A 13,198-nucleotide genomic window follows, 5' to 3' on the forward strand; every position below is an offset into this window, starting at 1 on the left:
GATCTCGTCGTCGATCTTCACGTACAGTGCGGTCAGCAGGGCGTCCAGGTTGTTCGTCACACAACGATCATGGACGCCCTGTCTGCGTTCCCGGACACACCGTCAGCATTCGGAATGACTCGTCTAGGCCGGGTTCGGGGCAGCACGCAGAAGCGTAGCGATCGAGTCCCGGCACCGCTGAAGTTCCCCCTCGGGGGCTCCCCTTGAAGGGGAATGGATCGTCCCTCACGAGGGACCGGCCGGAGGAGGTGGGGCTGCAATGGATCGAAGTCATCCGTGCAGTAGCACCCGCTCTTCCGCCCGCTGATGTAGTTGCTCCGGCTTCTCCGGCTGGCTGTCACCTCCTCGCATTCGCGTCATCGCGGAAGAGCACTTGGTTTCGTTTTGCCTGATCCATGTGATCTGCGTCAGTTCTGAATCAGCAGCGAAAGCTCACCACCGCGACGGTGCGGTGCTCCCCGCTTTGTGGACGTGCCGGACATCCTCAGTCAGGACGTCCCCATTCCGGGTAGTTCCAACCGTTGTCGGCGGTCTTTCGTTGCCTGTAGCGAAGGAACCTGCCAATGTCGATGATCAACAACCTGCGTGCCGCCGTCCGCCCGTCCCGTCCCTCCCTGCGCAAGGACGGCAGCAGCTACGACACCACCCGCGACCCCTCGACGCCCTCCGCCGTCGTCGACTGCGCCGTCTACCGTGACGGCGCCCGGGTCGAGACCCCGAAGCCGCTCACCCCGCACGAGGCGATGCGCAAGGTGCGCCGTGACGGCGGCTTCGTGTGGATCGGGCTGCACGAGCCGACGGAGGGCGAGTTCTCCGGTATCGCCAGCGAGTTCGGGCTCCACCCGCTCGCCGTCGAGGACGCGATCCAGGCCCACCAGCGGCCCAAGCTGGAGCGGTACGACGACACGCTCTTCACCGTCTTCAAGACCATCCACTACGTCGACCACACCGAACTCACCGCGAGCAGCGAGGTCGTGGAGACCGGCGAGGTGATGTGCTTCACCGGGCGGGACTTCTTCATCACCGTCCGGCACGGCGGCCAGGGTTCCCTGCGCGCGCTGCGCCACCGTCTCCAGGACGACCCGGAGCTGCTCGCCAAAGGTCCCTCCGCCGTGCTGCACGCCATCGCCGACCACGTCGTCGACGGCTACGTGGCGGTCGCGGACGCCATGCAGGACGACATCGACGAGGTCGAGACGGAGGTGTTCTCGCCGGGCCGCAAGGGCACCCCGCGCGGTACGGACGCCGGCCGGATCTACCAGCTCAAGCGTGAGGTCCTGGAGTTCAAGCGGGCCGTCTCGCCGCTCCTGCGGCCCATGCAGCTGCTGAGCGAGCGCCCGATGCGGCTGATCGACCCCGACATCCAGAAGTACTTCCGCGACGTCGCCGACCACCTCGCCCGGGTCCAGGAGCAGGTGATCGGCTTCGACGAGCTGCTCAACTCGATCCTCCAGGCCAACCTCGCGCAGGCGTCCGTCGCGCAGAACGAGGACATGCGGAAGATCACGTCCTGGGCGGCGATCATCGCCGTACCGACGATGGTGTGCGGCGTCTACGGCATGAACTTCGACTACATCCCGGAGCTGCACTGGAAGTTCGGCTACCCCATGGTCATGACGGCCATGGTGGGCATGTGTGTGGGCATCCACCGCACGCTGAAGCGCAACGGCTGGCTCTGACGGCGACCGGGGCGGCGGACGGCATCGCTACCCTTCTGCCCATGACTGACACGCTGCTCGACCGGGCCCTCGTCGAGGAGGCCACCAAGAAGTCCGGGCTCATCTGGGTCAAGGGCAACGGCGTGCCCGCCCAGCACGTCGCGGGCCATGGCATCCCGGCCCGTCCGATGTGGCACGTCTGGCACGAGGGGGCGGCCGTCCTGGTCGGCGACGGGCCCGGTGAGCAGCCGTTGCCCGGCCTGATCGAGGGGGCCGACGCGGAGGTCACCGTCCGCAGCAAGGACAAGGGCGGGCGGCTCGTCACCTGGCCGGCGACGGTCGTGGAGCTGGCCCCGCACTCCCCGGAGTGGGAGGCCGCGGTCGCCGAGCTGAAGGGGAAGCGGTTGAACGCGCCGGACGGTGAGGCGATGACGGATCGGTGGGCGCGGGAATGCAGGGTGGTGCGGTTGGTTGTTCGCGCCGGGGAAACGCGCCCCCTGCCGGACGGGTCGCTGTCTGCGCCGCCGCTGCCGACGCCCGCGACCACCCGGGAGCCGATCCCGGCGGGGTTGCCGCGGCTGCTCTTCAAGAAGCGCAGGCGGTCTGTGGGGTAGGTGGTTCGTTCACCGCGGGCCCGGTGGGGGCTGGTCGCGCAGTTCCCCGCGCCCCTTTCGGGGCGCTGCCCCTCAAGAGGTCGGCAGTTGCTGGCCGTAGTCCACTGTCTCGTTCTTCGCCGGTTCCTTCAGGGGGAAGTCCTTGCCCCAGTCGCTCAGCAGGAGGGTGCCCGCGCCGCCCGCGCGGACCAGGCGCAGGGGGTACGGGGCTCCCTCCAGGGAGACATCCAGGGTGCCGCCGTCGCCCTTGTCGCCGGTGATGCGGATCGTGCGGACGCCCGACTGCTTGTGGTGGCCGTCCGTGGCGAGACTGCCGTGCAGGGTGAGCAGACCGTCGAGGAGCACGTCCTTGTCGGTGAAGCCGCTGAACTTCTTGTACGAGGGGTCGCCCGTCGGCACCTTCACGAAGAGGCCCCCGAGCTTCGCGGCGGCTGCCGTGTCCGACTCCCCGCCCTTCCCCTTACCGCCGTCCTCGTGGCTCCAGAACGCGGCGTCGGCCTTCAGGAACAGGTGCTTCCCGACCCGCAGCAGCCGGAACGTCGACCCCTTCGCGGTGACCGAGCCGGTGCCGCCGTCGTCCTTGAGGCTCATGTCGAGGGTGTACGTGGTCCCGCTGGTCACCACGGTCCCGGAGAGGCGTACGGCGTCGGCGGACCCGGCTGCCGTACGGGTCTTCGTCTGGATGGTGTCGGCGGGCAGTTTGCCGACCCCGTTCGTGCCCTCGTCCGGGTCGGCGGCGCATCCCGTCAGCCCTGTCCCCGTCACGAGCAGTGCGCACATCGCGCTCACCAGGCCGACACTGCGGGTACGGCCACGGGGAATCGCAGACACAGGTGGGGCTGCCTCTCGTACGAGTGTCCTGAGGAGTGTGGACGGCAGCGTACCGGTGCCGTCGGCCCCCGGCGGAGCCAGTCCGTCCGGACCCCCCACCAAGGCGCGGCCGAACCGGACGGGCTAGCCTGAAGCGCACCCGAGCAGGCAATTCGGAACCCCCGGACGCAATCTGACGCGCTCCCCGCAGCGCACACCGAAGCAGGAGGCGTGGCATGGCGGCAGGATCGTCCCGTGTCTTCGTCTCGCACCTCGCCGGTATGGCCGTCTTCGACCCGAACGGCGACCAGGTGGGCCGCGTGCGCGACCTCATCGCGATGCTGCGCGTCGGCAACCGCCCGCCCCGGCTGCTCGGCCTTGTCGTCGAACTCACCACCCGGCGCCGCGTCTTCATGCCCATGACCCGCGTCACCGGCATCGAGTCCGGCCAGGTCATCACGACGGGCGTACTGAACGTCCGGCGCTTCGAGCAGCGCCCCACCGAGCGGCTCGTCCTCGGTGAGCTCCTCGACCGGCGCGTCACCCTCGGCGAGACCGGCGAGGAGGTCACCGTCCTGGATGTGGCCGTACGACAGCTGCCTGCCCGCCGCGACTGGGAGATCGAGCGGGTCTTCGTACGGAAGAAGGGCCGCGGCGGTGCCTTCCGGCGCAACACCGGGGAGACGCTGACCGTCGACTGGTCCGCCGTCACCGGCTTCTCGCTGGAGGAGGACGGACAGGGCGCCGAGAGCCTCCTGGCCACCTTCGAGCAGCTGCGGCCCGCCGACCTCGCGAACGTCCTGCACCACCTCTCCCCCAAGCGGCGCGCGGAGGTCGCCGCCGCCCTCGACGACGACCGGCTGGCCGACGTACTCGAGGAGCTGCCCGAGGACGACCAGATCGAGATCCTCGGCAAGCTCAAGGAGGAGCGCGCCGCCGACGTCCTGGAGGCGATGGACCCGGACGACGCCGCCGACCTGCTCGGTGAGCTGCCCGAGAACGACCAGGAGCGGCTGCTGAGCCTGATGCAGCCCTCCGACGCCGCCGACATGCGCCGGCTGATGGCGTACCGGGAGGACACGGCGGGCGGTCTGATGACGACCGAGCCGATCGTGCTGCGCCCCGACGCGACCGTCGCCGACGCGCTGGCCCGGGTCCGCAACCCCGACCTCTCCCCCGCGCTCGCCGCCCAGGTGTACGTGTGCCGTCCGCCGGACGAGACCCCGACGGGCAAGTACCTGGGCGCCGTCCACTTCCAGCGGCTGCTGCGCGACCCGCCGTACACCCTGGTCGGCTCGCTCGTCGACGACGACCTCCAGCCGCTGCGCCCGGACGCCGAACTGCCGGTCGTCGCCGGTTTCTTCGCGACGTACGACATGGTGGCCGCGCCGGTGGTCGACGAGAGCGGGTCGCTGCTCGGCGCGGTGACCGTGGACGACGTACTCGACCACATGCTGCCCGAGGACTGGCGGGAGACGGAGTTCCACCTGGCCGAGGGCGACACCGACATCAACGCCGATGACGATGACGATCACGACACTTACGGCGATGACGAGAGCGAGTCCGAGAGAGCGGGTGGTCATGACTCCTGAGCGTGAGCCCGGCACCCGCGAGCGCACTGCCAGTGGCTCCACGGCGGCCTCCCGCCCCCGGGTGCGCCTCGACCAGCCGCGCGCGCCCAGGCGTCGGCTGCTGCCCGAGTACGACCCGGAGGCATTCGGACGGCTGTCCGAACGCATCGCGCGTTTTCTCGGCACCGGGCGGTTCATCGTCTGGATGACGGTCGTCATCGTCCTGTGGGTGGTGTGGAACGTCTCCGCGCCGGCCGACCTGCGCTTCGACCACTACCCGTTCATCTTCCTGACCTTCGCACTTTCGCTCCAGGCCTCCTACGCGGCCCCGCTGATCCTGCTGGCGCAGAACCGGCAGGACGACCGCGACAAGGTCAACCTCGAACAGGACCGCAAGCAGAACGAGCGGTCGATCGCCGACACCGAGTACCTGACCCGTGAGGTCGCCTCCCTGCGCGCCGGACTCGGCGAGGTCGCGACCCGGGACTGGATCCGGTCCGAGCTCCAGGACCTGGTCAAGGAGCTGGAGGAGCGGCGCGCGGAGCGGTACGAGGGCGGGCACCACTCCGACAAAACAGTCAGATTCCCGACAGAACGGCCGCGAGGGCGTGACGCAGAAGACCGGTGACGGGCTTTCCGCGTGCCGTGTGCGGCCCCGTACCATCGGGGTCATGGCTACGGAAGACGCGGTGCGTGAAGCACTGTCGACGGTGAACGACCCCGAGATCCACCGACCCATCACCGAGCTGGGGATGGTGAAGTCGGTGGTGATCGGCGCGGACGGGGCGGTCGCGGTCGCCGTGTACCTGACGGTCTCCGGCTGCCCGATGCGCGACACGATCACGAAGAACGTGACGGAGGCGGTCTCGCGGGTCGAGGGTGTCACCCGCGTCGACGTCGAACTGGACGTCATGAGCGACAACCAGCGCAAGGAACTGGCGTCCGCCCTGCGCGGCGGCCAGGCCGACCGCGAGGTCCCCTTCGCCAAACCGGGCTCCCTCACGCGCGTGTACGCGGTCGCGTCCGGCAAGGGCGGTGTCGGCAAGTCGTCGGTCACCGTCAACCTGGCGGCGGCGATGGCGGCCGACGGCCTCAAGGTGGGCGTGGTCGACGCCGACATCTACGGCCACAGCGTGCCGCGCATGCTGGGCGTCGAGGGGCTTCCGACCCAGGTCGAGAACATGATCATGCCGCCGTCCTCGCACGGCGTGAAGGTCATCTCCATCGGCATGTTCACCCCGGGCAACGCCCCGGTCGTCTGGCGCGGCCCGATGCTCCACAGGGCCCTCCAGCAGTTCCTGTCGGACGTGTACTGGGGCGACCTGGACGTGCTCCTGCTGGACCTGCCGCCGGGCACGGGCGACATCGCGATCTCGGTCGCCCAGCTGGTCCCGAACGCCGAGATCCTGGTCGTGACGACCCCTCAGCAGGCGGCGGCCGAGGTGGCCGAGCGCGCGGGCGCCATCGCCGTCCAGACCCACCAGAAGATCGTCGGCGTGGTCGAGAACATGGCCGGGCTGCCCTGCCCGCACTGCGGCGACATGGTCGACATCTTCGGCACGGGCGGCGGCCAGAGCGTCGCGGACGGCCTCACGAGGACGACAGGGGCGACGGTCCCGGTCCTCGGCTCCATCCCGATCGACGTCCGCCTGCGCGAGGGCGGCGACGACGGCAGGCCGGTCGTCCTGACGGACCCGGACTCCCCGGCGGGCACTGCGCTGCGCGCGATCGCCGGCAAGCTGGGAGGCAGGGCACGAGGCCTGTCGGGCATGTCCTTGGGGATCACCCCGAGGAACAAGTTCTGATTCTCGCCGGGTCCTGATTCCTTCACCGCACTCCGTGTACGTGGCTGGGGGCGCCCTCTTCCGAGAGGGCGCCCCCAGCCACGTACCGCCGACTACGCGTACACGCCAATATCCTTGATCACGGCGAAGCCCAGCCCGTACGCGCTCATCCCACGCCCGTACGCACCCACGTGCACGCCCTCCTGCGTCGACCCGGCGAGGACCCAGCCGAACTCGGACTCGCGGTAGTGGAAGGGCGTGGGCACCCCGTCGACCGGGAGGGAGAGGGTGGACCAGTCATCGCCGCCGAGATCGTCCGCGAGGACCCACGCCGTCTCCGTCTGCTGGTCGAGCCAGTCGTCGCGGAGGGTGTGGTCCATCTGGCCGGGCCAGGTGAAGGACAGCAGCCCCACACCGGCCAGCCAGGCCGCCGACGAGACCGACGTGGCCTCCAGCAGCCCCGTGCCGTCCGCACTGCGTCGTACGGGGTTCGCGGCCACGGTGACCACCACCGCGAACCGCTCCTTGTCCTCCCCCATGGCCTCGTGCCGTACGGAGGGTTCGTCGCCGTGCCCGATCGAACCGTGCTCGACGGCGCCGTTGGCCGCCGTACCCACCTGCATCAGCCAGCGCGGTCCCGTGAAGGCCTCGTCGAGGCCGTACCAGGGGAAGGGCGCCAGCAGATAGCCGTCGACCGTGCGCCGGGCGGAGGGGACCTGTTGTCCGCCCTCCGCGGCCGGCGCCTGCGCGCCCACCCGACTTGTCGTCTCCATGTACCCGGACGCCTCCTCGTTCTCGTCGGCCCGGAGCGGCCCGCCCCCCTTCGGGCGGCGTAGTTCGCCCATGTACGGCCCACAACAACTCGGCAGCATAGCCACACCGCTCGGAGCGGCAGGGAAAGCGCCCGGCGCGCGGGCCGCGCAGACGTCCGGATCAGGCCCTCAGAGGCCCGGTCGGAGTATGAGACACGTCACGCGCGGACCTACGACGGTCAGGTGGCGTCCGCGTCGAAGGGCGGGCGCTCGTCCGGCTCGGGCTTCTTCGTCATGTCGACGGTGCCACCGGAGGAATCCGACGAACCGGACGAGCCTGAAGACGAAGAGGACGACGACGTGTCCGACGCTCGGCCGTGGACCGCGTCCGTGACGTCGGCCATCTCCTTCTTCAGGTCGAAGCCGTTGCGGATCTCCTTGAGCCCCAGCTCGTCGTTGTCCAGGTGCTTGCGGATGAACGCCTTGGGGTTCAGGTCCTCGAACTCGAAGTCCTTGAACTCGGGGCCCAGCTCCGAGCGGATGTCTTCCTTCGCGCCGTCCGAGAACTCCCGGATCTTGCGGATGGTGCGCGTGACGTCCTGGATCATCTTCGGAAGCTTCTCCGGACCGAAGACGAGCACGGCGAGGAGCACGAGCGTGACCAGTTCGAGCGGTCCTACGTCATTGAACACCTGAAGCTCCTTGCGATGTCCTCGGTCCTCGGCCCTCGGTGGTCCGTGCGGTCTTCGCGGTCTTCCGTGGTCCGGGCCGGATCCACGGTACCCGGCCATCCCGTCCCACCGGTACCGTCCGGGGGCCCAAGAGTGGGTGTACGCGACCGGTTTTCCGCGATGTTTGCCTAGTGGGAGCCGGTAGGGGCCCGCCACCTGTGAGGTTTCTGTCAGTTGCCGCCGGAGGAGCCCAGAACGAGGGAGATCGTCCGTTGTCTCCCACCGCGCAGCAGAGACAGTCCCAGTCGGTCACCGGGACGGTGGGCGCGGATCCTGACGATCAGTTCCTCGCCGGAGTGGACGCGTCGTCCGTCGACCCCGGTGATGATGTCGCCGGCCTGCAGTCCCGCCCGGTCGCCGGGGCCGCCCTCGGTCACCGGAGGCTCGCCGTCGTTGCCCTGCGTGCCCACGCGGGCGCCGTCGCCGCTGTAGTCCATGTCGAGGGTGACACCGATGACGGGGTGGGTCGCCCTGCCGGTGTTGATCAGTTCCTCGGCGACGCGCTTGCCCTGGTTGACGGGGATGGCGAACCCGAGCCCGATCGAACCGGCCTGCGTGCCGTCCAGCCCCGAGCCGCCGTCGGCGGAACGGATCGCGGAGTTGATCCCGACCACCCTGGCCTCGGCGTCGAGCAGCGGCCCGCCGGAGTTGCCCGGGTTGATCGACGCGTCGGTCTGGAGCGCGTCGACGTACGACACGTCGCTCCCGTCCCCGCTCTCGCCCCCGGCGGTGATGGGCCGTTCCTTGGCGCTGATGATGCCGGAGGTGACGGTGTTGGCAAGGTCGAAGGGGGCCCCGATGGCGACGACGGGATCACCGACCGCCACGTTGTCGGAGTTCCCGAGGACCACGGGCCGGAGCCCGTCGACCCCGCTCACCCTGACGACGGCGAGGTCGTATCCGCTGTCCCGGCCGACGACCTCGGCCTCGGCACTCTCGCCGCCGCTGAACGTCACCGTCACCTCGCCGTCGGCACCGGCGGCCTCGACGACGTGGTTGTTGGTGAGGATGTGTCCCCGGCCGTCGAGCACGAACCCGGTACCGGTGCCTTCCGCGCCGCCGCCGCGCACATGCAGTGTCACCACGCTGGGCAGCGCCCGCGCGGCGATCCCGGCCACGCTGTCAGGGGCCCGCCCGACGGACACGTCCCTCCCGGCCTGCGACAGCTGAATGCGGTCGCCGTCCCCGTCATGGCGCTCCAGATAGGACCCGACGGCTCCACCGATGCCCCCGGACAGCAGGGCGAGCAGCACGGCCCCGGCAACCAGCCCGCGCCTGCGCGCTCCCGGTCGGCCGCCGGCGGGGGCGGCTCCGTTCTGCTGGAGAGGGGAAGGGGCGGCGGGCGCCCACGGGTCGTAGCGGCGCCAGGGGTCTTCGGCGGGCGTCAGCGGCTCCGGTACGGCCGTACCGTGCGCCGGGGTCACCACGGGGTGCTGGACCGGCGGAGCGGGCGCCCAGGGCCCGGGATGGCCGTACGGCGGGGTGCTGTAGGGATCGGGGTCGTGCAGGAGCCCGGGGTCCGCCTCGACGGCGGGTACTGGCTCGGGCACCGCTACGGGCAGCGGCAGCTCGAAGTCCCCGTCCTCGCCGGCGTCCCCTTCGGCACCCTCGGCAGGACCGGGCACCGCCCGGGGCCGCTCCAGTTCGAAGTCACCCCCGGAATCGGCTCCTGCTCCGGCCGAACCCGCCCCGGACGCTCCCTCACCGAGAGCCGAAACGGAGGCCGGAACCTCCTGGCCGGAAGCCGAAGAGTCCTGGCCGGGCGCCGATTTCCCGCCGGGCCGGTTCCACCAGTTGGCCTTCGCGGGCTTCCGCTCGTCCATGCTCTCCCCACACCTGGCCCGCCCGACGGCTCGTCGGCGGTGACCGAGGGCCGCTGTCGCCGCGAACCACCGCTCCGCCGACCGCTGTTGCGCGGACCGCCGATGCGCGGTCCGCACCTCGGATTCAACCAGGTTCGTGGGGTCAGCGGACGGTGTCCGACGTGGACGGGGACGGTGAGACGGATGCGTCGGGCACCGGGCCCTTGATCAGGCCCCGGACCGCCGCCTCGGGCGCCGTCGACCAGGAGGTCAGGGCGACCTCCGGGGCAGCCAGCGGGCGTATGAGCGGGGACAGCACCGCGGCGGCGGCCACGACCGGCGCGGTCAGCTGATGCATGGCCTCCCGGTCACGGACACCGGAGGACGGTGACGGGATGCCCGGCAGCAGCGGCGCGGACACCTCTGTCGGCGCCGTCGGCGTCTGTCCGAAGGTCCCCTGCCCCAGGCCGTGCGAGAACAGCGGACCGACCGAACGGCGCCGCTGGCTGTCAGGAGCCGTCGAGGTCCCACCACCCTGCGGACGCATCGGCGTCACATTGCTGCCCCCGGAGGTGCCCCGGGCGTCCGTCGTGTCACCGGGAACTCCCGTCGACACCCCGCCCAGCGCGATGGCGGCGATCGACACGGCACCGGCGGCGGCGAACGCGAACCGCAGGCTGCGCGAGGACGACCGGTCGGCATAGTGACGCCCGACGTCGTGGATACGGAAACCCGGGCCGGGAGCGGACGGGAGTACGGAGGTGTGCGGCCGGGCGGGAACGTATCCGAACCCCTCCCCCCTCACCCCGAAGACTCCTGAGCCGATTCCTGGGCTTCTGGGGAATCCGGAGAGCCCGTCGGTGAATCCTCCCCCGCCCAGCGGGGAGCCGCCGGAGTCGGAATCACCCCCTCCCGGAAGGCCCTGGAGGCGGGCCAGGAAGCTCTCGGAGGGCGGTGGCGGGGCCATCTCCGCGAAGACGTTCTTCAGACGGCGCTGTGCGTCGGCCTCGGCCTTGCACTTCGCGCAGGTGGCCAGGTGCGCCAGGACGCGTTCACGCGTCTCATGACCGAGTTCTCCGTCCACGAGGGCGGAGAGCCGGTCTCCCAGATGCTGCTCGGCGAGACGACGCTCGGCAGAGGCAGAGTACGGCCGTGATGCGCTCACGCGGTCGCGCCCCCTCCTCCCAGCGCGGCCACCCGTGGCATCGCGAAGCGGCGCTCGGCACGGGCCTCCGGAGAGCGGTGCGCGAGGGCCTTGCGGAGCTGGGAGCGGCCTCGGTGGATACGGGAGCGGACGGTGCCGAGCTTCACGCCGAGAGTCGCGGCGATCTCCTCGTACGACAGTCCCTCGATGTCGCACAGGACGACGGCGGCGCGGAACTCCGGCGCCAGCGTGTCCAGCGCCTGCTGGACGTCCGCGTCGAAGTGCGCGTCGTTGACGAGCTGTTGCGGGGACGGCTCGCGGCTGGGCAGGCGCTCGGCGGCGTCGTCGCCGAGGGCGTCGAAGCGGATGCGCTGCTTGCGGCGGACCATGTCCAGGAAGAGGTTGGTGGTGATGCGGTGCAGCCAGCCCTCGAAGGTGCCGGGCGTGTACGTCGACAGCGAGCGGAAGACGCGGACGAAGACCTCCTGCGTGAGGTCCTCGGCGTCGTGCTGGTTGCCCGTCAGGCGGTATGCCAGGCGGTAGACGCGGCCGCTGTGCGTGCTGACGATCTCCTCCCACGAGGGCGGAGTCCACGCCTGCCCGTCCGCGTCGGTGGAGAAGGTCGCGGTCTGGGCTCGGTCAGCGGCATGGCTCGGGTCAGCAGCAGTCTTGTTCACGGATTTCGGCCTACCCGCTGATCCGAGAAGGCGCCTCAGCGCTCCTCCCCGATCCACAGGTGCAGCCGCACCTCCCCTGTCGGCTCTGGTGGTGTCCAGTGGAGCCCCTACCATAGCCACCTCGCCCGTTAGCTCCGGATAAGCGGTTTTCTGAGAAATTGATGTACGCCGGTCCGGCTCCCACGGCCGCTCCAGCACCTGAACCGAGTTCTCCGTACGCACCGTGTACTCCGTGTGCCGGCCCATCCGCTGGTCCACTGATCCCCCACGTAGTCGCCCTGTCTGCGCCACCTCGTCCCGCACCCCTCCAAACGACTGGTCCCATCTGCGGGTTCCCGGGCGCAACGGATACAGTCACGCCCAGGCAACCGCGGGGACAAGGAGAGGGTCATTACCGGCAACCGGCAGACGAGCTGGGCGTTCGCCGACGCCTTTGTCGCCGAGGACGAAGCACTGCGCTGGGCCCGTGACCGGGCCCGTGAGGCAGGGCTGCGCTCAGTGGCGCCCAGCACGGGCGCCGCCCTACGGCTGCTGGCCGCCTCGGTGGACGCGAAGTCGGTGGCGGAGATCGGGACCGGAACAGGCGTCTCGGGGATGTACCTCCTGCACGGCATGCGCCCGGACGGGGTCCTGACGACGGTCGACCCCGAGCCGGACCACCAGCAGTTCGCCCGCCAGGCCTTCCGGGCGTCCGGCTTCGCCAGCAACCGCGCCCGCTTCATCCCCGGCCGCGCCCTGGACGTGCTGCCCAGGCTCGCGGACGCGGGCTACGACCTCGTCTTCTGCGACGGCGACCGGCTGGAGTGCCTGGACTATCTAGCTGAATCGTTGCGTCTGCTCCGTACGGGTGGCCTGGTGGTTTTCGAGGGCGTCTTCGCCAACGGCAGGACCGTCGATTCGGGGCCCCAGCCCACCGAGGTCATACGGCTGCGGGAGCTGCTGCGCGCGGTGCGCGAGAGCCACGAACTGGTGCCGTCCCTGCTGCCCGTGGGCGACGGCCTGCTGTGCGCGGTCAAGCGCTGAGCCCTTGCGGCCCACGGCGTACGGACGGTGTCCGGACAGCAGAACAGTGCCCCGGCACCGTACGTTCACGGTGCCGGGGCAGCTGAAAGGGTATGGACGCGTCCGCGCGTCAGCCGACGACCTTCTTGAGGGCATCGCCCAGCGCATCGGCCTCGTCAGGGGTCAGCTCGACGACGAGTCGACCGCCGCCTTCGAGCGGAACGCGCATGACAATGCCCCGCCCCTCCTTTGTCACCTCGAGCGGGCCATCGCCCGTCCGCGGCTTCATGGCCGCCATGCTCGTTCCCCTTCCTGAAACCAGCTCATCGTCGCCGACGGCCCCTTGAGAGGGCACGCGCTTCCCCTCATGAGAGGCACGTCACCGGCATCGAACACATTGCTTCCCAGCCATTATCCCGCATCTCAGGACCCTATGACCAACATCAGTCGGCATCGCTTGGGCAACGCGCGCGATCAAAACCACTCAATTCGGCGATGTGACTGCGATACTTCGCCGCCGCGCGCACTCTCGGCCGACCGCGACCGATCCGGAATTCTTTGACGCAGGTCACATGACCGGTCCTCTCCTCGGCGCGTGATCTCCGCCATGCTGTCATGGGACGACTACGTACTGATCAGTACGTAGGACGACG

General features: G+C 70.1%; 13 protein-coding genes. 6 read left to right on the plus strand and 7 right to left on the minus strand.

Features of this window, described 5'->3' with window-relative positions; all coding sequences use genetic code 11:
* The first annotated feature begins 563 nt into the window (after positions 1 to 563).
* Together G3I71_RS16960 and G3I71_RS16965 are read left to right on the plus strand one after the other, a co-directional pair.
* Positions 564 to 1,679, plus strand: a complete 1,116-nt coding sequence (locus tag G3I71_RS16960) for a magnesium and cobalt transport protein CorA (RefSeq protein WP_164315615.1) — start codon at positions 564 to 566, stop codon at positions 1,677 to 1,679.
* A 41-nt stretch (positions 1,680 to 1,720) separates the two neighbouring features.
* On the plus strand, positions 1,721 to 2,272 hold the full coding sequence (locus tag G3I71_RS16965; RefSeq protein ID WP_164315616.1) for a hypothetical protein: 552 nt from the start codon (positions 1,721 to 1,723) through the stop codon (positions 2,270 to 2,272).
* Positions 2,273 to 2,344: 72 nt separating this feature from the next.
* On the opposite strand, the gene G3I71_RS16970 is transcribed toward G3I71_RS16965, so the two are convergent.
* A complete protein-coding gene (locus G3I71_RS16970) occupies positions 2,345 to 3,103 on the minus strand; it encodes a hypothetical protein (protein WP_164315617.1) in 759 nt (252 codons plus the stop codon).
* A 215-nt stretch (positions 3,104 to 3,318) separates the two neighbouring features.
* Between G3I71_RS16970 and G3I71_RS16975 the strand changes: the two genes are divergently transcribed.
* The 3 genes from G3I71_RS16975 to G3I71_RS16985 are packed head-to-tail and all read left to right on the plus strand — an operon-like array spanning position 3,319 to position 6,458.
* Positions 3,319 to 4,674, plus strand: coding sequence for a CBS domain-containing protein (locus G3I71_RS16975; protein WP_239149192.1), 1,356 nt, complete (start codon positions 3,319 to 3,321; stop codon positions 4,672 to 4,674).
* Positions 4,664 to 5,281: a DUF1003 domain-containing protein gene (locus G3I71_RS16980; protein ID WP_164315618.1), complete on the plus strand. Its 618-nt coding sequence runs from the start codon at positions 4,664 to 4,666 to the stop codon at positions 5,279 to 5,281. Before G3I71_RS16975 ends, G3I71_RS16980 begins: the two co-directional genes overlap by 11 nt.
* A gap of 43 nt (positions 5,282 to 5,324) precedes the next feature.
* The gene (locus G3I71_RS16985; protein WP_164315619.1) at positions 5,325 to 6,458 is read left to right on the plus strand and encodes an Mrp/NBP35 family ATP-binding protein; all 1,134 of its coding nucleotides are present in this window, start codon (positions 5,325 to 5,327) and stop codon (positions 6,456 to 6,458) included.
* A 92-nt stretch (positions 6,459 to 6,550) separates the two neighbouring features.
* On the opposite strand, the gene G3I71_RS16990 is transcribed toward G3I71_RS16985, so the two are convergent.
* From G3I71_RS16990 to sigE, 5 genes are all read right to left on the minus strand, one after another.
* Positions 6,551 to 7,210, minus strand: a complete 660-nt coding sequence (locus tag G3I71_RS16990; RefSeq protein WP_239149193.1) for a hypothetical protein — start codon at positions 7,208 to 7,210, stop codon at positions 6,551 to 6,553.
* 218 nt (positions 7,211 to 7,428) lie between these two features.
* Positions 7,429 to 7,881, minus strand: coding sequence for a sec-independent translocase (locus tag G3I71_RS16995; protein WP_164315621.1), 453 nt, complete (start codon positions 7,879 to 7,881; stop codon positions 7,429 to 7,431).
* 209 nt (positions 7,882 to 8,090) lie between these two features.
* On the minus strand, positions 8,091 to 9,743 hold the full coding sequence (locus tag G3I71_RS17000) for a S1C family serine protease (RefSeq protein WP_164315622.1): 1,653 nt from the start codon (positions 9,741 to 9,743) through the stop codon (positions 8,091 to 8,093).
* A gap of 142 nt (positions 9,744 to 9,885) precedes the next feature.
* The gene (locus tag G3I71_RS17005; protein WP_164315623.1) at positions 9,886 to 10,887 is read right to left on the minus strand and encodes an anti-sigma factor; all 1,002 of its coding nucleotides are present in this window, start codon (positions 10,885 to 10,887) and stop codon (positions 9,886 to 9,888) included.
* On the minus strand, positions 10,884 to 11,657 hold the full coding sequence (gene sigE / locus G3I71_RS17010; RefSeq protein WP_203730592.1) for an RNA polymerase sigma factor SigE: 774 nt from the start codon (positions 11,655 to 11,657) through the stop codon (positions 10,884 to 10,886). The genes G3I71_RS17005 and sigE overlap by 4 nt, the downstream gene beginning before the upstream one ends.
* 234 nt (positions 11,658 to 11,891) lie before the next feature.
* Here sigE and G3I71_RS17015 point away from each other — a divergent pair, with 234 nt between their 5' ends.
* Positions 11,892 to 12,566, plus strand: coding sequence for an O-methyltransferase (locus G3I71_RS17015; protein WP_164315817.1), 675 nt, complete (start codon positions 11,892 to 11,894; stop codon positions 12,564 to 12,566).
* A gap of 109 nt (positions 12,567 to 12,675) precedes the next feature.
* On the opposite strand, the gene G3I71_RS17020 is transcribed toward G3I71_RS17015, so the two are convergent.
* The gene (locus tag G3I71_RS17020) at positions 12,676 to 12,843 is read right to left on the minus strand and encodes a DUF3117 domain-containing protein (protein ID WP_003966491.1); all 168 of its coding nucleotides are present in this window, start codon (positions 12,841 to 12,843) and stop codon (positions 12,676 to 12,678) included.
* Between the last annotated feature and the right edge of the window lie 355 nt (positions 12,844 to 13,198).

It is taken from the genome of Streptomyces sp. SID12501 (assembly GCF_010550245.1).
Classification (GTDB): domain Bacteria; phylum Actinomycetota; class Actinomycetes; order Streptomycetales; family Streptomycetaceae; genus Streptomyces.